This is a genomic window from Pseudomonas sp. TMW22080 (genome assembly GCF_022496745.1).
GTDB lineage: Bacteria > Pseudomonadota > Gammaproteobacteria > Pseudomonadales > Pseudomonadaceae > Aquipseudomonas > Aquipseudomonas bubulae.
Window position 1 is genome coordinate 20,895 of record NZ_SCFF01000005.1, and the last position, 24,683, is coordinate 45,577.

The window sequence follows — 24,683 nt, forward strand, 5'->3', positions numbered from 1 at the left end:
TGCGTCTGAAGCGTCTATTTGGGTGTTTTGGCCTGTATCCGCGTGCGCCCTTTGACTAAGGTGCCTGTATCGCACGGGGAGCAAACTGGATGACGGTTGTAGATTTAATGGCAGCACCCACTGTATTGATTGCCGAGGCCGATCCCTGGACCCGGGATTTGCTCAAGCAAGTGGTGCTGACGGTACGTTGCGACGCTCAACTGGATGTCTGTGGCGACGGTCAGCAGGCGCTTGCGCAGTTGGGCAGGAAAACTTATGGCCTGGTGATTGCTGACCGTGAGCTGCCGGGTGTAGGTGGTCTGGATCTGTTGCGCACTGTGCGCCAACGCCGCGCGGTTGCAGCGCAGCCATTTATTTTGTTGAGTGCACGTAATGACAGCGCCAGTGTGCGCGAAGCCTTGCCGCTGGCGCCAACGGCTTATCTGACCACACCCTTGGATATTGCCGGCCTGACCAGGCGCCTCAAGAGCCTGCTGCTCTCGGCGGGGCAAGAGATTTCGTGTGACGTACCGGCACTGGCGCCAGGCATGACCCTCAAGCGTTTTCTGGAGCAGCGCCGCGCGTCTTCAGATGGCGCGCCGCTAAGAGTGGATGCGCAATCGGCGCTCAAGGGCAGCCTCACGCCTGAAGGGGTGGACCTGGCACGGCTTGAGCAGCAAGTACGCACCGATCCACAAATTACGGCGGTGCTGATTGCGGCCGCCAACAGTGCGGCGCAGCACCTTGTGAGCCCGGCCCAGACCCTTGCGCAAGCCATGCAGCGGCTGGGGCCTGCGCAAAGCGTGAACCTGGTCCAGGGGCTTACTCTCAAGTACAGCGCGCAGTTGAGCGATCCTTGCCTGGCGGACTACGCCGAGCGTTACTGGGCGTTGTCCCAGCGCGCGGCAGACTATGGCCGCACATTGGCAGGCATGTTGAATCTGGATCAGGAGCGTTGTTTCTGCGCCGGGTTGTTGCACTGCCTGGGTGATCTGGCCTTGGTGCGTTGCTTGCAGGAGTGGCGCCAGGCGGGTGGGGAGCTGGATACCCAGGCTATTGATGCTTCTCTGGCCGAGTTTGGCGCAGCCTATGGTTCAGCCTTGCGCACGCGCTGGCGATTGCCGCTGGAGCTGCGGGAGTTGATTGCGGCGATGTATCACCTGGGTGGCGGGGTGTACTCGCGAGAAGCGCTGGTGATGAACCTGGCGGCGCAAGTGGCCAATCTGGAGTCGGAAGAGGGGATTGCCGAGGTGGCCGGCGGGAAGACGGCGCGCTTGTTGCGGGTGGGTATGTCGCAGCTTTCGCAGTTGATCAAGAGCCCCTCACCCTCTCCCGGAGGGAGAGGGGACTAAAGGCAAAAGCGGATTTTCGTCACATTGAAGATCAGCACCCTCTCCCTCCGGGAGAGGGTGAGGGCGCTTGCTCTTAAACCGCTGCAGGGCGCAGCGAGTAGGTCTTGAGCTGGTGGGCAAAGTCGCGCAGCGACTGGATCCCGCTGGCTTCTGCCTCGTGAACCCATTCCTTGATCGCCGCCAGCATGTCGTGACCGTTGGTGCTGGTTTTGACCCAGATCTGTTGCAGGGCCAGCCGCTTCTCGTAAATCACTTTCAGTGAGTGGCTATGCTCCAGCATCTTTTCAATACGCTGATGGTGGCGGTCTTCAAGCAGGCTGGTTTCGCGCGACAGCAGACGCTTGGCGCGGCGGAACTGATGACGCACCGAATGATCGACCTTGGCCAGCTCTTGCTGCACCAGCGGTGCAATCACCAGCTTGCGGTACTGCGCCATGATCTGGAAACGGTTGTTGAGGATCGCCATGGCGGTGTCCATATCCAGATTGCCCTTGCCTTCCACCCGGTGGGCGATAGGCGCAACACGCTGAACCTTGGCCAGGCGCAAAAAGCTGAAGACCTTGATCCAGGCCCAACCCAGGTCGAACTCCCACTTCTTGACCGACATCTTGGCCGAGTTGGGGTAGGTGTGGTGGTTGTTGTGCAGCTCTTCACCGCCAATGATGATGCCCCAAGGCACCAGATTGGTGGCTGCGTCGCGGCATTCGAAGTTGCGATAACCCACCGCGTGACCCAAACCGTTGACCACACCTGCCGCCCACACCGGGATCCACATCATCTGGATGGCCCAGATAGTCAGGCCGATAGCACCGAACAGCAACAGGTCGATGACCAGCATGAGCGCCACGCCAAGCATTTTGTAACGCGAATAAAGGTTTCGCTCAATCCAGTCTTCAGGGCAGTTTTTGCCATAAATACGCAATGTTTCAGGATTTTGCGCTTCTTCACGATACAGCTCTGCACCTTTTCGCAAAACGGTCGATAACCCTTTGATAACCGGGCTGTGCGGGTCATCGACGGTTTCGCATTTGGCGTGGTGCTTGCGGTGGATGGCTGTCCACTCACGGGTATTCTGCGCGGTGGTCAGCCACAGCCAGAAGCGGAAAAAGTGTTTCAGGCCACCATTGAGCTCAAGCGAGCGGTGGGCTGAGTAGCGGTGTAGATAAACCGTGACACCGATAATGGTCACGTGGGTCATCAACAGAGTGACTGCCACCAGTTGCCAGGCTGACAAGTCGAGAAAACCGTTGTACCACATAGGCTGTTTGGCCCTCGGGAAGATGAAAAAAACTGCAACACGCATTATCACCATGCAGCCAGATAAAACCAGTCGGCCTTTCAGATAAGAGTGCCCGGATGTTTCTTACACTATAATTCCCACTTTTTTGTAGGCGCATTAACTTTCTTATGTCTGTTTCTTCTCGCGATGCCTTGCGTACGGCCCTGTTATACGGGCTGCTAGCGGTTTTCTGGCTGCTGGTGACTGATCATTTATTGAACAGTTATTTCGATGATTCAGCACAGTTGGTGCGGTGGCAGCAGGTAAATGGCTATGTTTTTGCCCTGTTCAGCGCCGTACTGATTTTTTTCGCCCGGGCCCGTTTGTTCGATTTTTTGGGGATGAACCCCGGTCTGAAGCGCCAGCTTCAGGATAGGGAGCGCTTGCGTCAGGCAGCGGTGGTGTTTGACTGCACCCGTGAAGGGGTGCTGGTCAGCGACAGCCGCGGGGTGATCGTTCACGTCAACCGTGCCTTGGTTGAAATAACCGGCTACCCGGCCGAAGAGGTGCTTGGCCGACGCCCGAACATGTTCAAGTCGGGTCGCCACGGCCCCGCGTTTTATCAGGCAATGTTCAAGACGATCGATGAGCGCGGCGAGTGGCACGGCGAAATCTGGAACCGGCGCAAAAGCGGCGAGGTCTACCCGCAGTGGCAGACCGTGCGCTCGATTACCGATGACAAGGGCCAGGTCAGTCACTATGTCGCGGTTTTTTCGGATATCTCCGCGATCAAGAACTCCCAGACCGAGCTCGCACGTCTGGTTCACCATGATCCCCTGACTGACCTGCCCAACCGTCTGCTGTTCACCGACCGCACCGAGCAGGCGCTGGCTTCTGCGCAACGCCACCAGACCGGCTGTGCTCTGCTGATGATCGACCTCGATCACTTCAAGATCATCAATGACAGCCTGGGCCACAACGTCGGTGACCTGCTGCTCAAGGCGGTGGCCGAGCGTTTGCTCAGGGTGTTCGGCAAAGGCTTTACCGTGGCTCGGCTGGGCGGTGATGAGTTCGCCGTGCTGGTCGACAGCTGTGAGCACGCGAGCCAGGCCGCCGGGCTTGCGCAGCAGGTGCTGGAGGTCATGAAAGGCCCGTTCGATGTCGACAGGCATCAACTGTTTATCAGCGCCAGCGTCGGCATCAGCGTGTTCCCTGGCGATGCTCTGAACGCCGAGCAATTGCTGCGCAATGCCGACTCGGCTTTGTTCAAGGCCAAAAGTTCGGGACGCGAGGGTTATGCCTTGTACACCGAGGAGCTGACGGCCCATGCCCAATACCGGGTTGAGGTGGCCAGCGATCTGCGCCGCGCCCTGGAGCAGCACGAGCTGCGCGTGTACTACCAGCCGGTGCACAACCTTAAAACCAGCCGCCTGATTGGCGTTGAAGCACTGGTGCGCTGGGAGCACCCGCTGCGGGGGCTGTTGTCACCGGGTGAGTTTATCCCGATCGCGGAACGTACCGGGTTGATCGCCGAGATTGACGCCTGGGTGCTGGAACAAGCCTGTTGGCAGATGGTTCAGTGGCAGGCTGCAGGTGTGGAACTGTCGTTTGTGGCGGTGAATATTTCCAGCCGACTGTTTGCCCGTCCCGAGCTGTTTTCGCTGGTTTCAACGGTACTGGCAGACACCGGGCTGGATCCGGCCTTGCTGGAGCTTGAAGTGACCGAAAGTGCGGTGATGGACAACTCGCAAGTGGCCCTGGAGCAGATGCATCGTCTGCGGGTGCTGGGTTTGCGCCTGGCCATCGATGATTTCGGCACCGGTTTTTCATCTTTGCTGCGACTCAAGCGCCTGCCTGTGCAGAAGCTGAAAATCGATCAGGGCTTTGTCGCCGGCTTGCCTGGGGACAATGATGATGTGGCGATCGTGCGAGCGGTTATCGCACTGGGTCAAAGCATGGGCCTGGAGGTGCATGCCGAAGGGATAGAGCAGGTTGAGCAGGCGCAGTTCCTGCTCGACCTTGACTGCAACCTGGGCCAGGGCTACTGGTTTGGGCGTCCGATGCCTGCCAAGGATCTGGACTGGCAGCGGGCGCCGGCAATTCGCCCCTGAACCGGGCTTAGTCCTTTTCTGGCGGCAGGGTCGGCAGCGCGCGCAGTGCGGCTTCGTACCACTCAGTGTTAAAGGCGCGATCTTCTTCGAGGATCGCGTCAATCTCCACGGCCAACACATGGGCCATCATCTGCAGAATATCGTCGCGCTCGTAGCCGACCAGGGTCAGTTTGTTGAACGTGGCTTTGGCAGCAGGCGGGTTGTCGCTTTCAATCTGGTTTTCAATCGCCTGAATCAGGGTGGATTCGGCGAACTCTTCTTCTTCGTTGTCGATATCGGTTGGCTCGCTCATGGGCAGGCTCCTTGGGTAAAGGTTGGCAGTCTAACGGTATTCAGGATGCTGATGCTGCTAGCCAGCCTGATGGCGAAGCTCTATAACAGCTGCTGCCAACCCCAACACGGCCTGGAGGCTTTGTAATGCTCAAGCTTTATGGATTCGCAGTCAGCAACTACTACAACATGGTCAAGCTGGCGCTGCTGGAAAAGGGCGTGCCCTTTGAAGAAGTGCCGTTTTTCGCTGGCAAGACCCCTGAGGCGCTGGCCATCAGCCCCCGCGGCAAAGTCCCGGCACTGGGCGTTGAACAAGGGTTTATCAACGAAACCAGCGTGATCCTGGAATATATCGAGCAAACCCAATCGGGCCTCAGGCTGCTACCAGTGGATCCGTTTGAGCGTGCGCAGGTGTTGGCACTGGCCAAGGAAATCGAGCTGTATATCGAGTTGCCTGCCCGCGCCTGTTACCCCGAGGCGTTTTTCGGCATGCAAGTGCCCGACGCGATCAAGGAAAAGGCCCGCACCGAGCTGCTCGACGGTATCGCCTCCCTGGGCCGTCACAGCAAGTTCGCGCCTTATGTCGCGGGCGAGACCCTGAGCGTGGCGGATATCTACTTCGCCTTCAGCGTTGATCTGGCCTGTGGCGTCGCACACAAGGTGTTTGGTCTCGACCTGCTGGCCGACATGCCGGGGGCCAAGGCATTGCTGGAGCGTCTGCAGCAAAACCCGCACGTGCAGAAAATCGCCGCGGACAAGGACGCCGCCATGCCGCAGTTCCTGGCGTGGATCAGCAGCAAGAAATAACCAGTACACAGGGTGTCGCCCCCTATTGTGGGAGCGAGCCTGCTCGCGAAGGTCTCAAGAACATCGCGTTTATCCAGCAAAACGCGTTATCCATAACACCTTTCGCCAGCAGGCTCGCTCCCACAGGGGCGCCGCTTTGAGGTTTAACGGCTGGCCAGCAGCGCCTTGCCGCGAACTACTGCCGCTTTCACCTGCGCCGGCGCAGTGCCGCCGATGTGATCACGGGCATTGACCGAACCTTCAAGGGTCAGTACGGCAAACACATCGTCTTCGATCTGATCGCTGAACTGACGCAGTTCTTCGAGGCTCATTTCCGCCAGGTCCTTGCCGGTTTCAACGCCGTACTTCACAGCGTGGCCGACGATTTCGTGGCAGTCACGGAACGGCAGGCCACGGCGCACCAGGTAGTCGGCCAGATCGGTCGCGGTGGAGAAACCACGCAGCGCCGCTTCACGCATGATCGCGTGCTTGGGCTTGATCGCCGGGATCATGTCGGCAAAGGCGCGCAGCGAGTCGCGCAAGGTGTCGGCGGCGTCGAACAGGGGTTCCTTGTCTTCCTGGTTATCCTTGTTGTAGGCCAATGGCTGGCCTTTCATCAGGGTCAGCAGGCCCATCAGCGCACCGAATACACGGCCGCTTTTGCCACGTACCAATTCCGGCACGTCGGGGTTTTTCTTTTGCGGCATGATCGAGCTGCCGGTGCAGAAGCGGTCGGGCAGGTCGATAAACTGGAATTGCGCGCTGGTCCATAGCACCAGCTCTTCGGAGAAGCGCGACAAGTGCATCATCGCGATGCTGGCGGCGGCGCAGAATTCGATGGCGAAATCGCGATCGGAGACGTTGTCCAGCGAGTTGCCGCCCACGGCGTCAAAGCCCAGCAGTTGTGCGGTGAATTCGCGGTCGATCGGGTAGGTGGTGCCGGCCAGTGCGGCGCTGCCCAGAGGCATACGGTTGGTGCGTTTGCGGCAGTCGACCAGGCGCTCGTAATCGCGGCTGAGCATCTCGAACCAGGCCAGCATATGGTGACCAAATGTTACCGGCTGTGCGGTCTGCAGGTGGGTAAAGCCGGGCATGATGGTCTCGGCTTCACGCTCTGCCTGTTCCAGCAGGCCTTTTTGCAGGCGGGTGATCTCGGCCAGGATCAGATCGATTTCGTCACGTAGCCACAGGCGGATATCGGTCGCAACCTGGTCATTACGGCTACGGCCGGTGTGCAGTTTTTTGCCGGTCACGCCGATGCGGTCGGTCAGACGCGCCTCGATGTTCATGTGCACGTCTTCCAGATCGATGCGCCAGTCAAACGTACCGGCTTCGATTTCGCTCTGGATGGTTTTGAGGCCGTCGATGATGCTGTCGCGTTCGGCATCGGTCAGCACGCCGACCTTGGCCAGCATCGTGGCGTGAGCCACGGAGCCCATGATGTCATGGCGATAAAGGCGCTGGTCGAAAGTGACGGAGGCGGTGAAACGCGCAACGAAGGCGTCGACGGGTTCACTGAAGCGGCCGCCCCAGGACTGATTGGTCTTGTCGGTGCTCATGGATTCGCTCGTAATCGGCTGAGGGGAGTTACACAAATAGTTACCGCGAATCATAACAGGGTTGCCATTCATGGCGTTGACGCAGCTCGGCAGGTTTTTGTGTGAAGTGCGGTATAAATAAATTTCCGAAAGGAAATGTATCGTTTGAATACTTTCGCCTTGGCAACCGTCTACAGTTGGTCGTATGGATCAGTCATAGCAGGTCTTTGTAGATTGCCAGACGTATCCGGTATTAAATCGAGCAATCGAGGCAGGTGAATATTGCTGTGAGGTTTGCGGCACTTTTTGGCCTTCGCGCTAGTCTTAGCGTGGATCGCCGTGACAGTCGTCACATCACCTGTCTACGCTATCCTTGTGCGAGACTCACGCAGGAATACAGCGCTATATGAATGTCCTGATCGTTGATGACGAAACCCTGGCCCGCGAGCATTTGAGCCATTTGCTCAGCACGCTCGGGGGCTATACGTTGCTGGAGCCTGGCGCCACTAATGGCGAAGAGGCACTTAACCTGATCGAAAGCCTGAAACCGGATGTCGTTTTGCTCGATATCCGCCTGCCAGGCCTCGACGGGTTGCAGGTTGCAGCCAAATTGTGCGAGCGCGAGCTACCGCCTTCGGTGGTGTTTTGCGTGGCGCCTGACGAGTTTTCCGTACAGGCCCTGCAAGAGAGCGGTGTCAGCTATGTGCTCAAGCCGGTCACCGCAGATGCCCTGCGTGCTGCCCTGAAAGAGGCGCACCGGCCCAACCGCATCCAGCTGGCTGCACTCACCCGGCCTGCCGCGCAAACCGGCAGTGGCCCACGCAGTCATATCAGTGCCAGAACCCGAAAAGGCATTGAGCTGATCCCTATCGACCAGGTGATCTACTTTATCGCTGACCACAAATACGTGACATTGCGTCACGCTGGCGGTGAAGTTCTGCTCGACGAGCCGCTCAAGGCACTCGAAGACGAGTTTGGTGAACGCTTTGTGCGTATTCACCGTAATGCACTGGTGGCCCGAGACCGCATCGAGCGCTTGCAACGCACGCCCCTTGGGCATTTCCAGCTGTTCCTGCGCGGCCTGAACGGGGATGCGCTGATTGTGAGCCGCAGGCATGTGGCGGGTGTTCGCAAGATGATGCAGCAACTGTAATTCGTGCTCAAAAGGCGTGGATACGCCGTTTTTGGGCCAGGGAGGCCGAGGACTTTCTGATACAAGTCAAAGCTGTTTTGGCTGAGCTGTTATTATCAGCCGTATCTTTTCAGTACGGATTGATCCATGTCCTCTCGCGAAATCCGCATCGCTACCCGTAAAAGCGCCCTGGCTCTTTGGCAGGCCGAATACGTTAAAGCCCGTTTAGAGCAGGCTCACCCCGGTATTTTGGTGACGCTGGTGCCCATGGTCAGCCGTGGTGACAAGCTGCTGGACTCGCCGCTGTCGAAAATTGGCGGCAAGGGGCTCTTCGTCAAGGAGCTGGAAACAGCCCTGCTCGAAAACGAAGCAGACATCGCCGTGCACTCCATGAAAGACGTACCGATGGACTTCCCTGAAGGCCTGGGTCTGTTTTGCATTTGCGAGCGCGAAGATCCGCGTGACGCCTTCGTTTCCAACACCTATGCCAGCCTCGACGATTTGCCTCAGGGCAGCATTGTCGGCACGTCGAGCCTGCGCCGTCAGGCCCAGTTGCTGACTCGCCGTCCGGACCTGCAAATCCGCTTTCTGCGTGGCAACGTCAATACCCGTCTGGCCAAGCTCGATGCAGGTGAATACGACGCCATTATCCTCGCGGCTGCCGGCCTGATTCGCCTCGGTTTTGAACAGCGCATCACTTCACCTATCAGCATCGAAGACAGCTTGCCAGCCGGTGGCCAAGGCGCAGTGGGTATCGAATGCCGCAGCGCAGATCCCGAAATCCATGCCCTGCTGACGCCTTTGCATCACGCCGATACGGCCGTGCGCGTTACGGCCGAGCGTGCGCTGAACAAGCATCTCAACGGTGGCTGCCAAGTGCCGATTGCCTGTTATGCCGTGCTTGAAGGCGAGCAAATCTGGCTGCGCGGCCTGGTCGGCGAGCCGAGTGGCGGTGTGTTGCTCAGTGCCGACGCCCGTGCGCCGCGTGCACACGCCAGTGAGTTGGGTGTGCAAGTGGCTGAGGCTCTGCTGGCCCAAGGGGCTGGGGATATTCTCAAAGCCGTTTATGGTGAGGCAGGTCACGAGTGACAGGCTGGCGCTTGCTGCTGACCCGGCCAGCCGAGGAATCGGCCGCGCTGGCCGCTGAGCTGGCGGCTGCCGGGATATATAGCAGCAGCTTGCCACTGCTGGCGATCAGCCCGTTGACTATGACTGATGCTCAGCGTGCGCTGATTGCGGGTCTTGACCGGTATTGCGCAGTGATTGTGGTCAGCAAGCCTGCGGCGCGCCTGGGGCTTGAGCTGGTCAGCCAGTACTGGCCGCATGCGCCCCGGCAGAAGTGGTTTAGCGTTGGCGCCGCGACGGCGCAGATTCTCGCCGATTACGGCCTCGATGTTAGCTACCCTCAACGGGGTGATGACAGCGAGGCGCTGCTGGCGATGCCCGAGTTCAAGTCTGCAGTGGGGGGGGATCAGCCCAGCGTGTTGATCCTGCGTGGGGAGGGTGGTCGCGAGTTGCTCGCGGATCGTCTGCGCAGCATTGGCGCGCAGGTCGACTACCTTGAAGTCTACCGCCGCGTACTGCCGTCATACCCGCCTGCAACCCTGTCCCGGCGGGTTGAAGTGGAACGCCTGAACGCGCTGGTGGTCAGCAGTGGGCAGGGTTTTGAACATTTACGGCAGATGGCAGGCGATTCCTGGCCCATGCTTGGGTGCCTGCCGTTGTTTGTTCCAAGCCCGCGGGTTGCTGAGCTGGCTCGCAGCGCCGGGGCGCAACATGTTGTGGATTGTCGTGGTGCAAGCGCCACGGCTTTGCTGGCGGCGCTGCGGGAGCATCCCGCACCTGCTTTCTAATGCAAAGGATGGATTCGTGAGCGAAACAGTCTTGTCCAAAGAACACGTGCAGTCCGCGCCAGAAGCGCCGGCTAAAAAAACCGAACCTGCACCACAGGGTCGAGGCAATGGCCTGGCGGTTTTCGCCCTGTTGCTCGGCGCCGCCGGTGTTGCTGTCGGCGGCTGGGGGGTATGGCAGGTGCGTCAACTGCAAGCTGCCACCGCAGAGCAGCTGAGCGACGTACCGGCCCTGGCCGCGCAAACGCTTTCGATCAAGCAGGGCGAGCAGAAGCTGCTGGCGCGGCTCAACCAACTGCCTTCGGCCAGTGAACTGGATAATCAGCGCCAATTGGTCGTGCAGCTGCAAGGCGATCAGCAGCGCCTGAACCAGCGCCTGGAAACCGTGCTGGGCGAAAGCCGCAAAGACTGGCGCCTGGCCGAGGCCGAGCACTTGTTGCGTCTTGCCACCTTGCGCTTGTCGGCCCTGCAAGACGTCACCAGCGCCCAGGCACTGGTACAGGGCGCGGACGCGATTTTGCGTGAGCAGAACGATCCGGGTTCATTCGCCGCTCGTGAGCAACTGGCCAAAAGCCTGACTGCATTGCGCAGTGTTGAGCAGCCGGACCGCACCGGACTGTTTTTGCAGTTGGCGGCCTTGCGTGATCAAGTGGCGCAACTCAGTGCGCTGGCCCCGGCCTATCAGAACCAGGGTGACTCGCTGGCCAGCCTCACCGCTGATGGCGATGGCGCGAGCCGTTGGTCCCGGTGGTGGGAGGAGATCTCGCACTACATCCGCATCGACTTCAATGCCGACAAAAATGTGCGCCCCCTGTTGGCTGGCCAAAGCCTGACCCAGGTTCGCCTGGCCTTGAGCCTGGCGCTGGAGCAAGCCCAGTGGGCGGCGCTCAATGGCCAGGAGTCGGTTTACACCCAGGCCCTGGCGCAGGCGCAAGATGTGCTCAAGGGCAACTTCAATGCGGATAACCCGCAGAGCAAAAAAATCCTCGAGCAAGTGATTGAACTCGGCAAGCAGCCGGTTACGGTAAAAACCCCGGACCTTGCGGCTGCCTTGAGCGCGGTACAGGCCTACCTTGAGCGTCGGCATGTGCGTGCGCAAGAGCCGGTCAAAGCGGCTGCCAGCCCGGCGCAGGAGGCACTTCCATGAAGCGCTTCTACGTGATTGTGTTCTTGTTGATTGCAGCTGCGGCCTGCATCGGCCTGGCAATTGCTGAAGATGCGGGCTATGTGCTGATCGCCTATAAAAATTTCCGTTACGAATCCAGTGTCTGGGCAACGCTCGCGCTGCTGGCCGTCCTGTGGCTGCTGGTGTGGGGAGTCAAGCTGCTGGTGGAGCTGGTGACGGCTTCTACAGGGCTGGTCAACCCGTGGTCGCGGCGCAACCGCAGCCGTCGAGTGCAGATCGCCATCGAGCAAGGCCAGATGGACCTTGCCGAGGGCCGCTGGGCCAGCGCACAGAAGCATCTGGCCCGTGCCGCCGAAGCCGAGCCGCAGCCATTGCTCTACTACCTGGGGGCTGCACGAGCGGCCAACGAGCAGGGGCACTACGAAGAAAGCGACAACCTGCTGGAGCGAGCGCTGGAACGCCAGCCTCAGGCCGAACTGGCCATTGCCCTGAGCCATGCCCAGTTGCAGGTGGACCGTGCTGACACCGAGGGCGCGCTGGTGACCTTGCAGGCCATGCACGAGCGCCATCCACACAATGTTCAGGTGTTGCGCCAGCTGCAGCGTCTGCACCAGCAGCGTGGCGACTGGACGGCGTTGATCCGCCTGTTGCCAGAGCTGCGCAAGGACAAGGTATTGCCGCCCAAGGAGCTGGCCGAGCTGGAGCGACGGGCCTGGGGGCAGAATCTGAGCCTGGCGGCCCAGCGTGAAAGCGAAGGCGAGGCGGGGTTGCAGTCACTTCAACGCGCCTGGCAACAGCTTACCTCGGCCCAGCGCCAGGAGCCCGCGCTCGTGCTGGCCTATGCCGAGCAATTGCGCCAGCTGGGCGCGCAAACTGAAGCCGAAGAAGTCTTGCGCGGGGCGCTCAAGCGCAGTTATGACAGCCATCTTGTGCGCCTCTATGGCTTGCTGCGCGGCAGTGACCCGGTGAAGCAGTTGCAGGCCGCCGAAGGCTGGCTCAAGAGCCATCCCGGCGATGCCAGCCTGCTGTTGACCCTGGGTCGCCTGTGCCTGCAAAACAGCTTGTGGGGCAAAGCGCGGGATTACCTTGAAAGCAGCCTCAAGGTGGAGCGCAACCCCGAAACCTGTGCCGAGCTGGCGCGACTGCTGGCCCAGTTGGGAGATACCGGGCGCAGTAATCAGCTTTTTCAGGAAGGGCTGAATTTGCTGGATGAGCGTTTGCTCGCATCCCCCTTGCCAGTCACTGCCACGACCCTGTGAAGAGGTCAGCCTGGCGTGTGTTTCGGCACACGTGGGGCTGCCTGCAGTATTGAGCGAGCGAGGGGCAATCTGCCTTTTCCTACATGATTTGTTCTAAAGGCTTAGTGTTTCTGTTGGGGTTTCCTTGGTTTCTTCGAGAACTATCCGCTTAGGGTCACCTTGAAAGGGCTAATGGCTTTCATCTACCGTAACCCACTGTCTCTTTTGTCATGGAAAAGCCATGTTCTTGGCAGCTTCACGTTTTATTTTCTTTTTAGCCTTTGTAGTAGGCGCCTTGGTAATGGGCGGCACTTTTTATCTCGAGTACGGGCCCGGGCTCAAGCCTTGTTCGCTATGTCAGGTTCAGCGTTTTTTCTTGCTGGATTTCTGCCTCGTCAACCTGGTGGCTTTTGCCCATGGCCCCAAAGGTTTTGGCATGTTGTGTTACTCCCTTGCCTCCATGTTGTTCGCGCTGGGTGGCGCGGCGAGTGCCTTGAGGCAGGTATGGCTGCAAGAGCTGGCGCCAGATCAACTGATGCTCTGTCAGCCAGAGCTGGCCTGCATCTGGCGCGACATGTCGCCGAGTGAAATCATTTCGATGATTTATCGTGGCAGTGAGGACTGCACACATATTCACTGGACCATCTTTGACTTGAGCATTCCCGAGTTGAGCTTGCTGGCCTTTATCGGGCTGCTTGTTCTTGCCATCTTTCAGATCAGTCGCTCGATTGCCAGGGACAAATTACCCCGTGACTGCGACGTGAAGTAGCACTTGGGATTAAACACTTGTATGAATTTTCTCTCGTGGGTACCTTGAAGCAGTTGGCAAGCGGGCATAATCTGGCCCGCACGTATCACGGAGTTATGCCGCCCAATGCCCGTGCAATCGTGCAGGTTTTGGTTCACACAGGCCTGGCTGATGTCGGGTGGCATGGGCCCACAAGGGAAGAGAGATCATCATGCTCGAAAGATGCGAGAGTGCTCAGGAACGATTCAACGGCGTCCACCAACTGGTAGACCGCTGGTTGCTTGAGCGCCGTAAACTTGTGAAGGCTTATGCGGCTCTGCTGGAGCAGCAAAACAATCCCAAACGCGGGCCTCAAAAAGAGTTTTGCCAGCTGCTGGTCGATTATGTGTCCGCAGGCCATTTCGAGATTTACGAGCAGCTGAATCAGGAGGCCAAGGCCTTCAATGACGAGCGCGGGCTTGCCCTGGCAGAGACCATCTATCCGCGTATCAACGTGATTACGGAGGCTGCCCTGGCTTTCAACGATCATTGTGATGGTAAGGCCCATCGCCCTGACTGTGACAAGCTGGCAGAAGAGATCAAGGTTTTGGGCGCTCTGCTTGATGAGCGTTTTGAGCTTGAAGACTGCTTGATCGAAGTGCTGCACAGCGCGCACAAGCAGAAGGAAGCCGCTCAGGCTTAAGCAACAATCCATTTAAAAAACGGTGCGCAATGGCGCGCCGTTTTTTATTTCCGGGACGGTTACTTTCGGGTAGCGAACAGTTCGATTTCAAACACCAGTGGTGTATTGGGGGCAATCAGATCCCCGGCCCCCTGGGTGCCGTAAGCTTGGCTTGAAGGTATCGCCAGCCGCCATTTCGCACCCACCGGCATCTGTACCAATGCACTGCGCCAGCCGGCGATAACGCTGCCCAGGCGAAACCATTGTGGTTGGGTGCTGTGGTCGAACACGGTGCCATCGGGCAGTAGGCCCACATAGCTCACATACACCGAATCCTGTGGGCCGGGCTTGGCGCCTTTGCCGGGTTTTAGTTCGGTCAGGATGATGCCGTCGGCCAGCTCGCGAGCCTGGGGTTGCTGTTTTTCGACCAGCAAAAAAACTTCTTCAGCGCTCAGGGCGGCGTTGATGCCTGACGAGGCCTGCCCGGGATCTGTTTGAGCCTGATGCTGCGCCAGAATCTGGCCGATGCGCTCATCTGTCAGGGCCAGCGGTTTGCCTTGGTAGGCGGTGTGCAGGCCCTCGATCAGTGCCTGGATCTGTAGCTCGGGGACTTCCTGGCGCAAGCGTTCGCCCAGGCTGGCGCCCATGCTGTAGGCCAGATCGCGGGCGTCGTCGGGGGAGGGAGAGGGGGCTGCGTCAGCCACAGGCGCAAGGCACAACAACATCCAAAACATGTAACGCGGCATGGTGGTTCTCCGGCGTGATGTGCGAGCGATTATGCCAGCGCCCGAGCGGCGCCGATGTTTTAATTCGAAGGGGCTAAAAGACGTTTGGGCACTCTTTGAATTTAGCTGGCTTGGCCGTTAAAGATTGATCCAGCACAAGTTTTTCGACGTCATGCAACGTGCAGCTATCCTTAGTGTCAACATGCCCTAGCGGCGGTAGTTGCAGAGGTCTAGTATGAGCCGCACTCACTTCAGCCAGGAGGTAAACCATGTCGGCCAATAAGAAGCCCGTAAATACGCCGTTGCACTTGCTCCAACAGCTCTCAGGCAGTCTGCTTGAGCATTTGGAAAACGCTTGCTCCCAAGCGTTGGCTGATGCTGAGAAACTGCTCGCCAAGCTTGAAAAGCAGCGCGGTAAAGCGCAGGAAAAACTGCACAAGTCACGTGCAAAACTGCAAGACGCCGCCAACGCCGGAAAATCCAAGGCTCAGGCCAAGGCCAAGTCTGGGGTCAAAGAGCTCGAGCAACTGCTCGACTCACTCAAAGACCGTCAAAGCGAAACGCGCACTTATATTCTGCAACTCAAACGTGATGCTCAAGAAAGCCTGAAGTTGGCCCAAGGTATCGGTCGAGTCAAAGAGGCTGTTGGCAAGGCTTTGTCGAGTCGCGATGCCAAGCCTGCAGCGGCAGCGAAAAAACCGGCTGCCAAAGGGGTTGCCAAGGCTCCGGCCAAAGCTCCGGCCAAAGCAGCCGCCAAGCCTGCCGGCAAAGTAGCGGCGGCTAAGCCTGCGACCAAGCCAGTTGCTGCAAAAACCGTAGCGGCCAAGCCGGCAGTGTCCAAAACGGCTGCGGCAAAACCGACCGCCAAACCCGCAGTAGCCAAACCAGTACCAGCAAAAGCCCCGGTAAAAGCGGCGGCCAAACCTGCTGCTAAACCTGCAGCGGCCAAACCTGCCGCTAAAACCGCAGCGGCCAAGCCCGCAACGGCCAAGCCTGCGGCAAAACCCGCAACGGCCAAACCTGCAGCGGCCAAGCCTGCGGCAAAACCCGCAGCGGCTAAACCTGCAGCAGCCAAGCCTGCCGCAAGAAGGCCAGCAGCTGCCAAACCGGCCACGGCTCCGGCCAAGCCCGCCGTGACGTCCGCCGCCGCGGCACCCGCTACAACCCCGGCGTCAACTCCGGTAACCGCTACAAACTCGGCTACGACCCCAGCCAGCGCTTCTTAAGCGCGATTGATTGCGACGCGCAGCGTATGCAGCGCGTCGCAATCAGGGTGACCGGCATCGACCGTCATCTTCTGCAGCCAGGCGCAGGTATCCTGCGATTGCGTTTTCGACCAGCCATGAGTCACGGATTCCAGGCGCCGCAACAACATCCGTTCGGCCTCCAGCTCCAATGCCTTGACCTGCACGCGCAGCGTCGCCAGTGCATCGTCGTGCGCGGCTGCTTCGCGCCAGCGTGTTCGCAGTTGTCGTAACGGCTGAACCACTTCGTTCTGCCAGGGTCCGGCACAGGCATTCAGTTGCCCAAGGCGCGCCTTGTCGAAGGCCACGCCGCGCTCCTCAAGCCAGGCTGCACACAGCAGCACACACACATCCACACCCTGGTCCTGCAATTGCAGGCAGGCCTGCTCCACCCCAGGTCGGGCATAGAGGTTCAAACAGTAATTCCACAGGTCAGTCTGCATAGTGCAATTCGCGCCAGTTGAGAGGGAAGCTGGTAGACTCCGCCGCCATTATGATCCGACTTCAGAACCTGACTTTACAGCGTGGCCCGCAACGTCTGCTAGAAGACGCCGAGCTGACCCTGCACGCCGGCCACAAAGCCGGTCTGGTCGGCGCCAATGGCGCCGGTAAATCCACTTTGTTCGCCTTGCTGCTGGGTGAGTTGACGCCTGATTCCGGGGATTGTCTGCTCCCGGCCGACTGGCGGATCGCCCATATGCGCCAGGAAATCGACACCCTCGACCGCATTGCGATCGACTATGTGCTCGATGGCGACCAGCGATTGCGCCAGGTGCAAGCTGATCTTGCCAGGGCCGAAGCTGACGAGGACGGTGCTGCGCAAGCGCGCCTGCACTCCGAGCTGGACAGCGCCGACGGCTACACCGCCGATGCACGGGCGCGCAAAATGCTCGCCGGACTGGGCTTTACCAACGAACAGATGGATCGCCCGGTTGCCGATTTTTCCGGTGGCTGGCGGATGCGCCTGAACCTGGCTCAGGCCCTGATGTGCCCGTCGGATCTGTTGTTGCTCGATGAACCGACCAACCACCTGGATCTCGACGCCATTCTCTGGCTTGAAGACTTCCTCAAGAATTACCCTGGCACCTTGCTGCTGATCTCTCACGATCGGGACTTCCTGGATGCCGTGGTCGACAACATTGCCCACGTCGATCAACGCAAAATCACCCTCTATCGCGGTGGTTACAGCGCATTTGAGCGTGCCCGTGCCGAACGTCTGGCCCAGCAGCAACAGGCCTACGAAAAGCAACAGGCGCAACGTGCGCATATGGAAAGCTATATCGCCCGCTTCAAGGCCCAGGCCACCAAGGCCCGTCAGGCGCAGAGCCGGATCAAGGCCCTTGAGCGTATGGAAGAGCTGAGCGCGGCCCATGTGGATTCGCCGTTCGACTTCGTGTTCCGCGAAGCGGTCAAGCTCTCCAGCCCGTTGCTCGACTTGTCCGATGCGCGCCTGGGTTATGGCGACAAAACCATCCTCGAGAAGGTCAAGCTGCAACTGGTTCCGGGCGCCCGTATTGGCTTGCTCGGGCCAAACGGCGCGGGTAAGTCGACCCTGATCAAAAACCTCGCAGGCGAGTTGGAGCCACTGTCGGGTCGGTTGGCCCGTGGCGAGAATCTGGTGGTTGGCTATTTTGCCCAACATCAGCTCGACTCACTGGATTCCAAGGCCAGCCCGTTGCTGCATATGCAGCGTCTGGCGCCGACCGAGCGCGAACAGACCCTGCGCGACTTCCTCGGTGGTTTCGACTTCCGGGGTGCGCGGATCGACGAGCCGGTACTGAACTTCTCCGGTGGCGAAAAAGCCCGCCTGGCGCTGGCATTGATAGCCTGGGGCCGCCCGAATCTGTTGCTGCTCGACGAACCGACCAACCACCTCGATCTGGAAATGCGTCTGGCGCTGACCATGGCTCTGCAAGAGTTCAGCGGCGCGGTGCTGGTGGTGTCCCACGATCGCCATCTGCTCAAGAGCACTACGGATGAGTTCCTGCTGGTTGCCGATGGCAAGGTTCAGGAATTTGACGGCGACCTCGAAGACTACGCGCGCTGGCTGGCCGACTACCGTTTGCGCAATGCGCCGGTCAGCACCACGCTGGTCAACCCTGACAAGACCGATAAAAAGGCTCAACGTCAGGCCGCTGCAGCGTTGCGTCAGCAGCTGGCACCGCATAAACGCGAAGCTGACAAGCTTGAGAGCGAGCTGGGCAAGGTCAACGAAAAGCTGGCGAAAATCGAAACCAGCCTGGGCGACAGTGCCGTTTACGAAGCTGCGCGCAAAGATGAATTGCGTGATCTGCTGGCGGAACAGGCCAAGCTCAAAGTGCTCGAAAGCCAGCTGGAAGAGCGGTGGATGGAAGCGCTGGAATTGCTTGAGTCCATGCAAGCAGAACTGGAAGCCCTGTCCTGATGGAAGCCCTGCACTTGCCAGTGCCCGCCGAACTGATCGCACCGCTGTGGATCGGTGTGCAGATTTTGCTGATTCTGTTGGCGGGTTACTTCTCCCAACGTGTCGTGGCGCGCTTCCTGACGCGGCTGGGCGAGCGTTATCCGTTCCCGCCACAGCTGATGATGCCGCTGCGCGGCGGTTTGCGCTGGTTCATCATGGGCAGTGCGGTGATCGTCGTGCTGGAACGTCTGGGGGTTTCGGCCACCGTGTTGTGGACGGCGCTGTCGGGCTTTGTGGCGGTGGCGGCGATTGCCTTCTTCGCCATGTGGAGCGTGCTTTCCAATCTGCTGTGTGCAGTGTTGATCTTTACTGTGGGGCCGTTTCGCATTGGCGACGTGGTGGAGTTGCTCGACACGCTGGACAAGCCCGGCGTCAAAGGTCGTGTGGTGGCCATCAATCTGCTTTACACCACGCTGATCGAGCCCGCTGAATCGGGCAGTGGTAGCAGCATGGTGCAAGTCCCCAACAGTCTGTTCTTCCAGCGCTCGGTACGCCGCTGGCGAGAAAGCGACCTGTAACGCTCCCGCAGAGTCAAAACTACCCTCAGAAATTTGTGGTCAATTTTCAACCAACGCATTAGCTTAAGGGACTTGTTACAGATCTTGTCCGAGGTGTGCGATGTCGTTGGAAACGTGGTTGGCCTTTTTTGCTGCCTGTTGGGTGATCAGCCTGTCCCCCGGCGCTGGCGCGATTGCTTCGATGTCGTGCGGTCTGCAGTATGGTTTCTGGCGCGGTTACTGGAATGCCCTGGGCCTGCAACTGGGCCTGGCGTTGCAAATCGCCATTGTCGCAGCCGGTGTCGGCGCCATCCTTGCAGCCTCGTCTACCGCTTTCTATGCCATCAAATGGTTCGGCGTGGCTTACCTTGTTTACCTCGCCGTCAAACAGTGGCGTGCCCTGCCGGCTGATCTGAGCGATGACGCCGCCGTGCGTCCCATCGGCAAGCCGCTGGCTCTCGTATTTCGCGGCTTTCTGGTCAACGTCAGCAACCCCAAGGCGCTGGTGTTCATGCTCGCGGTGCTGCCGCAGTTCGTAAACCCGGCAGCGCCGCTGGTGTCCCAATACCTGACGTTGGGCGTGACCATGATCTGCGTCGACCTGATCGTCATGGCCGGTTACACAGGGTTGGCGTCCAAGGTCCTGCGTCTGCTGCGTACGCCGCAACAACAGCGCCGGATGAACCGCACCTTTGCCGGTCTGTTTGTTGGCGCGGCGGGTTTTCTGGCGACGTTGCATCGCGCTACAAACTGAAATCTGTGCAAAAAGCGCATAAGTCATATGCGCGCCCTGGCGTTGTTGCGAGGTATCGGTCTTTTTAGACTTTTACCCTCCGTTGCATCATTCCAAACCAGAGGTTCATATGACTTTTACAATGCCCAAACTACTGTCCTCATTGCTCGCCTGTCTGAGTCTGGCGGCAACTTCAGCCATCGCGGCTGAGCCTGCCGTCAATCCCAACCCCACTATCCGTGCCATGTCTGGCGCTGTTCCGATTGATCGTCTTGACCCGGCCTCTACGGCTTTACTGGTGATTGATTTTCAGCAGGAGTACTTCACCGGCCGGTTGCCGATCCCGGACGGCCAGAAGGCACTCAACAAGGCTCGCGAGCTTATTGCATTCGCGGACAAGGCCAGGATTCCGGTTTATCAGATTCAGCATATCGCCCCGGCGGGCTCAGCGGTTTTTGCGCTGGACGGCGAAGGTGTGAAATTCCACCCGCAGATGCTGCCTCGCGCGGGTGATACGGTGTTGCAAAAAACCACCGTGAGCGTTTTTGGCAGCACTGAACTGGACCGCCTGCTGAAGGAAAAAGGCATCAAGACGGTAATTATTGCCGGCCTGATGACCCATGCCTGCGTGGCCGGCGGCGCTCGGGACGCTGCGCCGCTGGGGTACCAGGTCGTGGTAGCATCTGATGCTTCCGCTACCCGCAGTATTACCCGGGCAGACGGCTCGAGCATTGATGCAAATAGCCTGCACCGCGCAGCCCTGGCTTCAGTCGAAGACACCTTTGGCGACGTCATGACTACGGCGCAGATCGTTAAATTGCCTCTAAAGTGAAGCTCAATCGATGAATCAGTTGCTGGCCATGCGGGCGTTTTGCTGCATCGTCGAGAATCGTGGATTTTCGGCAGCAGCCGAGCAATGGGAAACCACGTCTTCGACATTGTCCCGGCATTTACAGCATCTGGAGGCACAACTCGGTGTGCGGTTGATCAACCGCACAACCCGGCACTTGAGCCTGACTGAGGCAGGGGAGCGCTATCACGCGGCCTGCCTCGACATTTTGCAGCGGCTCGACCAAGCGGCGTTGGCTGTTGCCGACGATGGCAGCGAACCGTCAGGGACTCTGCGTATCAGCGTGCCTTTGGTGATCGGGACGCTGGAGTTGGGCAATTGGTTGCCCGGGTTCCAGCAACGCTACCCCAAGATCCGGGTAGACCTGTCCTGCGAGGACCGTTTTGTTGATCTGGTGGCTGAGCGCTTCGACCTTGCACTGCGCATCAGCGGCCCCCTGGAAGACTCCTCGCTGGTGGCCAAGAAACTGACCGTATCCGATCTGATTCTGGTGGCTGCACCCGGTTATGTCAGTCGCCAAGGCTTGCCACGCCAGGTCGACGAGCTGGCTACCCATCAGTTACTCGGTTTTACGGGGAGCAATGAGTGGCGGTTGAATTCGGCGCGGGCTGATACCGTGGTGGTGGCGCTCAACGGACGTTTCAAAACCGACACCATTACCTCCCTCCACAGCGCCGCGTTGGCCGGTCTGGGCATTGCCGCGTTCACACGGGCGACGGTGCAACAGAACTTGCAAAGCGGCCAGTTGGTACAGATTCTTCCCGACTACAACGCAGGCCAGCGTCATTACTTTGCCCTCTATCCGCACGCCCGCCTTCTGGCCCCCAAAGTGCGTGTTTTTGTCGAGTTCATGGCTCAGCATTACACGTCGGTCTGATCTCAGCTGTTGAGCGACAACTGGCTTGTGCTCAGGGCTCAGCGCAGAATCACCGCAGCTTCATCCTCGGGTAGTCTGTTGAGTGGTGCTGGCGCGCTCTTTGGCGGCTGAGGTGCAATGCCTGTCAGTTGCTCTTGTAGTTGCCGTACCACGTCCTCGCCAAGGGTTGCGGCTACGTCGCGTATAACCTGGGGCCGGTTAAGGGACACTCTGAGATCGTGGCGGTTTGTCAGTTTGATGTCCTCCCCTTTACCCATGGCAGTGAATGCTGAGGTGACCTCAAGGGTACGGGTGTTGATCAGGCTGAAGTCAGCAACCAGCGTCAACCCCAGTATCGCCGAATAACTCCTGGTATTGGCCAGTGCGTTGAGGTCCCGGGTGAAATCAATGTCAGACACCGTGCCAAACAGAACGTAGTCGGCGCCTTTGAAATGACCGGCCTTTATGCGCTTGATGACGTCATAAACATCCGTTTTGTCGCTGGCTTTGTAAGGCGTGGCCTGCACCAGTCGGAACAACCCGGATTTGAGAATCTTTCCTTTGATATCGCCACTGAAATTGCGCAACTCGTTTTGCTGGATGTAGCTGTTGCGGTTCTCGTACGTTTGGTAGCTCGCCGAGCCATTGGCGTTGTACGGGCCGGACTGAAAACGGTTACGTGCAGTGGTTGACTGGACGTATTGCTGTACGCGGGTCTCATAAGCCAGGTCGGTCACGGCTATTTTGGGGGCAGCTTGAACTTCCCAGATACAGAGCAGGCTGATAACGCATATCCAGATACGCATCGCTTAGCGCTCCGTTGTTTTGCGGATTTCTTTGTCGTCCATCCATTCCGCCAGGCCGCTTTCGAGATCGACCAGTTGCAGGTTGAATGTGTAGAAAACATCTTTGAAGTCCTTGCTGCGCTTCACAATCGAGGTAATGGAGCCTTCGAGGCGGTATTTGGCTGCGATCATGTTACCGGTCTTGCTGATCGTCGTTTTTTTGTACAAGCCGCTTTGGTTTTGCAACTGAAGTTGGTCGACCTGGCTTTGCATGTCGGTGTTGTCGCTCGCAAAACGAACGGTGCCAGTTTTCATCAGTTGGGTTTTTATCGACGTTGTTATCTGGCGGGTGTCGATGTACTCGCTGGTTTTGTTTTTCACATCGTAGACCTGCACCACCGGTCTTCCCTGAAGAATGCCGGACTGCGCAAGGGAGCGTGTCATGCTTTCGGCGATCATCTGCAGGTCAGTCGAGCCAAATTCATTGGTGATCAGTTCCACAGCCTTGGTGTCGCCATAAGCTATGTTTTTGCCGCCGATGACTGGCGAAGTGTTGGAACACCCGCTGATCAGAATCAGCATAAGGGCGAGTAATGAAGTGCGTGCAAGCATGGAATAGCTCTCCAGGAGTGACAAAAGTTATGGGTTCAGGGCGTTTTCACTTCCAAACGGAAATCCCTGGCCTGGGGCACTGGTGCAATAGCAGGAATAAAAGTGTTTTGTTTGGCGTACAGGGTGATGGTTTTCCAGCCTTCTTCATTGGCAACGGGAAAACCGTCCTTGCCCAGCCAGGTAAAGCGGTAATAAACCATTCGGTTGTGGCGGCTGGTGTTGGTCATCTGGGCGTTTACGGTCATGAAGCCATTTACACGCGCTACGCGGATCGCTCCGGCAGAGATATGTTTGAACTTGCCCATGACCGTAATCTTGCTTGCTGCACTGTTGGGTTGTGGAGGTGACGGTGTGGCGCAGCCGATCAGTAAAAACAGCGCCAGAGCGCCCGAGAGCAAATATCGCATCGTGGGTTCCTCAGGGTTTTTGTCGGCTTATGAAAGCCAGCGGGGGGGTGACGGGTGTAGTACTGCCAGCGGCGGCATGGTGGAAAACGCGATTACCGATCGTGCGTATCGTGATGACCTGATAGCCGCGTTCGGCCCTTATGCGTATCGGCGTACTGCCCGGGATGTCGGGCAGACTAATTTGATGCTCACCACGGTTGAGGCGTAAACGCACCACATATGTGTTGTCTGCCAGGGTGCGCCAGGTGCGCGTATCCGCGTCTTCCAGAACAGTCGAAGCAACTCCCAGAAGCAGGCCGGCCAGCGGGTTGTCGTCATTGAGTTGTTTTTGTGCGACGCCTCGAGTGACAGCCCGCGCGCTGCTACGCAGGAGGATCCACGGCAGTTCATCGCGCAGGGCGCGACGCGACATGGTCGTGGTGGTGTTAAGCAAGGTGAGGGGATGAAGCTGGCCGTTGACGACGACATGGGTGAGGGGCGTATTGGGGGTGTAAGGCCTGATCACCGGAAATGACAGCGGCGTAATGACGAGGTTGTTGCTGATGGTTAATGGCAGTGGGAGACGTATTGAGTCTCGCGCCGGTGCAAAGCCATTTTGCAGCACTATCAGAACTTCGCTTTCATCGCTGCGGGCCTCTGGTTTGTCCAGGTTCAGCAGGTTTTGCTCGATCAGAGGTGTGTTGGGTCGCAGTTCTGCGGCCTTTCGATAGCCTGGTGCGGCAAGGCTTCGTTCTCCCAAAGCCTCGTAAACAAAGCCCGCCAAATAATGACTAAAGGCGCTCTGATAACTATTTTTCAGCTCCAGTACGTCGGGTGCATCAAGACTTTCCAGCGGGTAGCCACGCAGATCCTTGAGCCGGGCCCGTACTCCCCTGCGTTCTGCTTCCTGCTCACGTTTCAAGTATTCCTTGTCCCGAAGTTCAGTGATCAGGGCTTCGCGTTCATGGGTTTTTTTGATTTCCGTGCGGGCACCTTCGAAATCGTTAAGGTTCAACAGATTCAGAGCCATTTGCGTACTCAACCAGACTTTCTCGTAGTCATGGCCTTCATAGCGGCGGACTTTGTCGTTGACCAGAAAACTGGAGAACTGTGCGAGGTACCTGGCGGTATCGAGCCTGACCGACTCCTCCCAGGCATATATCAATTTGTCAGCGTTGCGCCATGCCTTCTGGCTTGCAGCAAGGTCGCCCTTTGCGCGCAATAACTCGCCTTTTTCCAGGTAGTAGAGAAGGTCTTTGTTCTGGCTGCTGTTGTTTTGTTCGAGCAGGACCAGTGCGCCATCGACATTGCCAGCCGACAACTGCTGGTTGGTGGCTTGCAGTTCGCTGTCATAACTACGAAATACCGAGCATCCAGTCAGTAAGGTGAGCACGCTCAAAATGAGAGCGTTAAGGGCGCGAGCGGTCATGGGTATGAGTGTCCCCGGGCGTCTAAACCATAAATACTTGTCGATACCGCAGAGACCGGGCCCGAGTACGGGTGATCAGTTGTGGTGAAGGATCGGTATTTTTAGCAGCGTCG

25 protein-coding genes and 1 pseudogene are annotated in these 24,683 nt (G+C 58.5%); 17 read left to right on the forward strand and 9 right to left on the reverse strand.

Translation table 11 applies throughout. The annotated features are described in order from the left end of the window. Nucleotides 1-89: 89 nt before the first annotated feature. Nucleotides 90-1,331 carry an HDOD domain-containing protein gene (locus EQV96_RS17120; protein WP_095031433.1) on the forward strand — a complete coding sequence of 414 codons (1,242 nt, stop codon included), beginning with the start codon at nucleotides 90-92 and terminating at the stop codon, nucleotides 1,329-1,331. Between the two features lie 73 nt (nucleotides 1,332-1,404). Here the strand turns inward: EQV96_RS17120 and desA are convergent, their stop codons facing one another. Beyond that, on the reverse strand, nucleotides 1,405-2,589 hold the full coding sequence (gene desA / locus EQV96_RS17125; protein WP_165446538.1) for a delta-9 fatty acid desaturase DesA: 1,185 nt from the start codon (nucleotides 2,587-2,589) through the stop codon (nucleotides 1,405-1,407). Nucleotides 2,590-2,738: 149 nt separating this feature from the next. Here desA and dibA point away from each other — a divergent pair, with 149 nt between their 5' ends. After that, the gene (gene dibA, locus EQV96_RS17130) at nucleotides 2,739-4,661 is read left to right on the forward strand and encodes a phosphodiesterase DibA (RefSeq protein ID WP_095017810.1); all 1,923 of its coding nucleotides are present in this window, start codon (nucleotides 2,739-2,741) and stop codon (nucleotides 4,659-4,661) included. A gap of 7 nt (nucleotides 4,662-4,668) precedes the next feature. On the opposite strand, the gene EQV96_RS17135 is transcribed toward dibA, so the two are convergent. Then, nucleotides 4,669-4,953 (reverse strand): hypothetical protein, encoded by a 285-nt coding sequence (locus tag EQV96_RS17135; RefSeq protein ID WP_016782995.1) that lies wholly within the window; start codon nucleotides 4,951-4,953, stop codon nucleotides 4,669-4,671. A 125-nt stretch (nucleotides 4,954-5,078) separates the two neighbouring features. Here EQV96_RS17135 and EQV96_RS17140 point away from each other — a divergent pair, with 125 nt between their 5' ends. After that, entirely contained in the window at nucleotides 5,079-5,738 is a 660-nt protein-coding gene (locus EQV96_RS17140) for a glutathione S-transferase (RefSeq protein WP_240882205.1), read from the forward strand. A gap of 143 nt (nucleotides 5,739-5,881) precedes the next feature. On the opposite strand, the gene argH is transcribed toward EQV96_RS17140, so the two are convergent. After that, on the reverse strand, nucleotides 5,882-7,276 hold the full coding sequence (gene argH, locus EQV96_RS17145; protein ID WP_095000670.1) for an argininosuccinate lyase: 1,395 nt from the start codon (nucleotides 7,274-7,276) through the stop codon (nucleotides 5,882-5,884). Between the two features lie 257 nt (nucleotides 7,277-7,533). Between argH and EQV96_RS17150 the strand changes: the two are divergent. From EQV96_RS17150 to rsd, 8 genes and pseudogenes are all read left to right on the forward strand, one after another. After that, nucleotides 7,534-7,665, forward strand: a pseudogene (locus EQV96_RS17150) (sensor histidine kinase); the annotation flags it as partial. After that, nucleotides 7,662-8,408 (forward strand): LytTR family DNA-binding domain-containing protein, encoded by a 747-nt coding sequence (locus tag EQV96_RS17155; RefSeq protein ID WP_095000671.1) that lies wholly within the window; start codon nucleotides 7,662-7,664, stop codon nucleotides 8,406-8,408. The pseudogene EQV96_RS17150 and the gene EQV96_RS17155, both read left to right, overlap by 4 nt. A gap of 126 nt (nucleotides 8,409-8,534) precedes the next feature. Then, nucleotides 8,535-9,476 carry a hydroxymethylbilane synthase gene (gene hemC, locus EQV96_RS17160; protein WP_095000672.1) on the forward strand — a complete coding sequence of 314 codons (942 nt, stop codon included), beginning with the start codon at nucleotides 8,535-8,537 and terminating at the stop codon, nucleotides 9,474-9,476. Next, a complete protein-coding gene (locus EQV96_RS17165) occupies nucleotides 9,473-10,240 on the forward strand; it encodes a uroporphyrinogen-III synthase (protein ID WP_095000673.1) in 768 nt (255 codons plus the stop codon). Before hemC ends, EQV96_RS17165 begins: the two co-directional genes overlap by 4 nt. Nucleotides 10,241-10,256: 16 nt before the next feature. Then, the gene (locus EQV96_RS17170; RefSeq protein WP_095025169.1) at nucleotides 10,257-11,384 is read left to right on the forward strand and encodes a uroporphyrinogen-III C-methyltransferase; all 1,128 of its coding nucleotides are present in this window, start codon (nucleotides 10,257-10,259) and stop codon (nucleotides 11,382-11,384) included. Further along, the gene (locus EQV96_RS17175) at nucleotides 11,381-12,622 is read left to right on the forward strand and encodes a heme biosynthesis protein HemY (RefSeq protein WP_095000675.1); all 1,242 of its coding nucleotides are present in this window, start codon (nucleotides 11,381-11,383) and stop codon (nucleotides 12,620-12,622) included. The genes EQV96_RS17170 and EQV96_RS17175 overlap by 4 nt, the downstream gene beginning before the upstream one ends. Nucleotides 12,623-12,842: 220 nt before the next feature. Beyond that, nucleotides 12,843-13,370 carry a disulfide bond formation protein B gene (locus EQV96_RS17180; RefSeq protein WP_095017808.1) on the forward strand — a complete coding sequence of 176 codons (528 nt, stop codon included), beginning with the start codon at nucleotides 12,843-12,845 and terminating at the stop codon, nucleotides 13,368-13,370. Between the two features lie 190 nt (nucleotides 13,371-13,560). Further along, complete coding sequence (rsd, locus tag EQV96_RS17185; RefSeq protein ID WP_095017807.1) at nucleotides 13,561-14,031, forward strand: sigma D regulator; 471 nt, start codon at nucleotides 13,561-13,563, stop codon at nucleotides 14,029-14,031. A gap of 59 nt (nucleotides 14,032-14,090) precedes the next feature. Here the strand turns inward: rsd and EQV96_RS17190 are convergent, their stop codons facing one another. After that, nucleotides 14,091-14,756: an FKBP-type peptidyl-prolyl cis-trans isomerase gene (locus EQV96_RS17190; RefSeq protein ID WP_095000678.1), complete on the reverse strand. Its 666-nt coding sequence runs from the start codon at nucleotides 14,754-14,756 to the stop codon at nucleotides 14,091-14,093. Between the two features lie 248 nt (nucleotides 14,757-15,004). On the opposite strand from EQV96_RS17190, the gene EQV96_RS17195 reads away from it, so the two are divergent. After that, a complete protein-coding gene (locus tag EQV96_RS17195; RefSeq protein WP_240882206.1) occupies nucleotides 15,005-15,961 on the forward strand; it encodes an AlgP family protein in 957 nt (318 codons plus the stop codon). Here the strand turns inward: EQV96_RS17195 and EQV96_RS17200 are convergent. Beyond that, nucleotides 15,958-16,422, reverse strand: coding sequence for a TIGR02444 family protein (locus tag EQV96_RS17200; protein ID WP_240882207.1), 465 nt, complete (start codon nucleotides 16,420-16,422; stop codon nucleotides 15,958-15,960). The genes EQV96_RS17195 and EQV96_RS17200 overlap by 4 nt on opposite strands. Before the next feature lie 50 nt (nucleotides 16,423-16,472). Between EQV96_RS17200 and EQV96_RS17205 the strand changes: the two genes are divergently transcribed. From EQV96_RS17205 to EQV96_RS17225, 5 genes are all read left to right on the forward strand, one after another. Then, a complete protein-coding gene (locus tag EQV96_RS17205; protein WP_095000682.1) occupies nucleotides 16,473-18,383 on the forward strand; it encodes an ATP-binding cassette domain-containing protein in 1,911 nt (636 codons plus the stop codon). Beyond that, on the forward strand, nucleotides 18,383-18,940 hold the full coding sequence (locus tag EQV96_RS17210; RefSeq protein ID WP_095000683.1) for a mechanosensitive ion channel family protein: 558 nt from the start codon (nucleotides 18,383-18,385) through the stop codon (nucleotides 18,938-18,940). Before EQV96_RS17205 ends, EQV96_RS17210 begins: the two co-directional genes overlap by 1 nt. Before the next feature lie 100 nt (nucleotides 18,941-19,040). After that, nucleotides 19,041-19,673 carry a LysE family transporter gene (locus EQV96_RS17215; protein WP_095000684.1) on the forward strand — a complete coding sequence of 211 codons (633 nt, stop codon included), beginning with the start codon at nucleotides 19,041-19,043 and terminating at the stop codon, nucleotides 19,671-19,673. Nucleotides 19,674-19,794: 121 nt separating this feature from the next. Next, complete coding sequence (locus tag EQV96_RS17220; RefSeq protein ID WP_232527664.1) at nucleotides 19,795-20,484, forward strand: cysteine hydrolase family protein; 690 nt, start codon at nucleotides 19,795-19,797, stop codon at nucleotides 20,482-20,484. Nucleotides 20,485-20,494: 10 nt separating this feature from the next. Further along, on the forward strand, nucleotides 20,495-21,379 hold the full coding sequence (locus tag EQV96_RS17225; RefSeq protein ID WP_095000685.1) for a LysR family transcriptional regulator: 885 nt from the start codon (nucleotides 20,495-20,497) through the stop codon (nucleotides 21,377-21,379). Between the two features lie 38 nt (nucleotides 21,380-21,417). On the opposite strand, the gene EQV96_RS17230 is transcribed toward EQV96_RS17225, so the two are convergent. Genes EQV96_RS17230 through EQV96_RS17245 form a run of 4 tightly spaced genes read right to left on the reverse strand, consistent with a single transcriptional unit; the run spans nucleotide 21,418 to nucleotide 24,570 of the window. Further along, a complete protein-coding gene (locus EQV96_RS17230) occupies nucleotides 21,418-22,164 on the reverse strand; it encodes a penicillin-binding protein activator LpoB (RefSeq protein ID WP_095024230.1) in 747 nt (248 codons plus the stop codon). 3 nt (nucleotides 22,165-22,167) lie between these two features. Next, nucleotides 22,168-22,755, reverse strand: coding sequence for a penicillin-binding protein activator LpoB (gene lpoB / locus EQV96_RS17235; protein WP_095017803.1), 588 nt, complete (start codon nucleotides 22,753-22,755; stop codon nucleotides 22,168-22,170). Between the two features lie 35 nt (nucleotides 22,756-22,790). Then, nucleotides 22,791-23,162 carry a YcfL family protein gene (locus EQV96_RS17240; protein WP_095000688.1) on the reverse strand — a complete coding sequence of 124 codons (372 nt, stop codon included), beginning with the start codon at nucleotides 23,160-23,162 and terminating at the stop codon, nucleotides 22,791-22,793. A gap of 10 nt (nucleotides 23,163-23,172) precedes the next feature. Beyond that, nucleotides 23,173-24,570, reverse strand: coding sequence for a hypothetical protein (locus EQV96_RS17245; RefSeq protein WP_095017802.1), 1,398 nt, complete (start codon nucleotides 24,568-24,570; stop codon nucleotides 23,173-23,175). Between the last annotated feature and the right edge of the window lie 113 nt (nucleotides 24,571-24,683).

What these genes read in the sequence shown, in the direction of transcription:
- EQV96_RS17120 (WP_095031433.1), top strand. Translation starts at nt 90, where the DNA reads ATGACGGTTGTAGATTTAATGGCAGCACCCACTGTATTGATTGCCGAG.
- desA (WP_165446538.1), bottom strand. Translation starts at nt 2,589, where the DNA reads ATGTGGTACAACGGTTTTCTCGACTTGTCAGCCTGGCAACTGGTGGCA.
- dibA (WP_095017810.1), top strand. Translation starts at nt 2,739, where the DNA reads ATGTCTGTTTCTTCTCGCGATGCCTTGCGTACGGCCCTGTTATACGGG.
- EQV96_RS17135 (WP_016782995.1), bottom strand. Translation starts at nt 4,953, where the DNA reads ATGAGCGAGCCAACCGATATCGACAACGAAGAAGAAGAGTTCGCCGAA.
- EQV96_RS17140 (WP_240882205.1), top strand. Translation starts at nt 5,079, where the DNA reads ATGCTCAAGCTTTATGGATTCGCAGTCAGCAACTACTACAACATGGTC.
- argH (WP_095000670.1), bottom strand. Translation starts at nt 7,276, where the DNA reads ATGAGCACCGACAAGACCAATCAGTCCTGGGGCGGCCGCTTCAGTGAA.
- EQV96_RS17155 (WP_095000671.1), top strand. Translation starts at nt 7,662, where the DNA reads ATGAATGTCCTGATCGTTGATGACGAAACCCTGGCCCGCGAGCATTTG.
- hemC (WP_095000672.1), top strand. Translation starts at nt 8,535, where the DNA reads ATGTCCTCTCGCGAAATCCGCATCGCTACCCGTAAAAGCGCCCTGGCT.
- EQV96_RS17175 (WP_095000675.1), top strand. Translation starts at nt 11,381, where the DNA reads ATGAAGCGCTTCTACGTGATTGTGTTCTTGTTGATTGCAGCTGCGGCC.
- EQV96_RS17180 (WP_095017808.1), top strand. Translation starts at nt 12,843, where the DNA reads ATGTTCTTGGCAGCTTCACGTTTTATTTTCTTTTTAGCCTTTGTAGTA.
- rsd (WP_095017807.1), top strand. Translation starts at nt 13,561, where the DNA reads ATGCTCGAAAGATGCGAGAGTGCTCAGGAACGATTCAACGGCGTCCAC.
- EQV96_RS17190 (WP_095000678.1), bottom strand. Translation starts at nt 14,756, where the DNA reads ATGCCGCGTTACATGTTTTGGATGTTGTTGTGCCTTGCGCCTGTGGCT.
- EQV96_RS17195 (WP_240882206.1), top strand. Translation starts at nt 15,005, where the DNA reads ATGTCGGCCAATAAGAAGCCCGTAAATACGCCGTTGCACTTGCTCCAA.
- EQV96_RS17200 (WP_240882207.1), bottom strand. Translation starts at nt 16,422, where the DNA reads ATGCAGACTGACCTGTGGAATTACTGTTTGAACCTCTATGCCCGACCT.
- EQV96_RS17205 (WP_095000682.1), top strand. Translation starts at nt 16,473, where the DNA reads ATGATCCGACTTCAGAACCTGACTTTACAGCGTGGCCCGCAACGTCTG.
- EQV96_RS17210 (WP_095000683.1), top strand. Translation starts at nt 18,383, where the DNA reads ATGGAAGCCCTGCACTTGCCAGTGCCCGCCGAACTGATCGCACCGCTG.
- EQV96_RS17215 (WP_095000684.1), top strand. Translation starts at nt 19,041, where the DNA reads ATGTCGTTGGAAACGTGGTTGGCCTTTTTTGCTGCCTGTTGGGTGATC.
- EQV96_RS17220 (WP_232527664.1), top strand. Translation starts at nt 19,795, where the DNA reads ATGCCCAAACTACTGTCCTCATTGCTCGCCTGTCTGAGTCTGGCGGCA.
- EQV96_RS17225 (WP_095000685.1), top strand. Translation starts at nt 20,495, where the DNA reads ATGAATCAGTTGCTGGCCATGCGGGCGTTTTGCTGCATCGTCGAGAAT.
- EQV96_RS17230 (WP_095024230.1), bottom strand. Translation starts at nt 22,164, where the DNA reads ATGCGTATCTGGATATGCGTTATCAGCCTGCTCTGTATCTGGGAAGTT.
- lpoB (WP_095017803.1), bottom strand. Translation starts at nt 22,755, where the DNA reads ATGCTTGCACGCACTTCATTACTCGCCCTTATGCTGATTCTGATCAGC.
- EQV96_RS17240 (WP_095000688.1), bottom strand. Translation starts at nt 23,162, where the DNA reads ATGCGATATTTGCTCTCGGGCGCTCTGGCGCTGTTTTTACTGATCGGC.
- EQV96_RS17245 (WP_095017802.1), bottom strand. Translation starts at nt 24,570, where the DNA reads ATGACCGCTCGCGCCCTTAACGCTCTCATTTTGAGCGTGCTCACCTTA.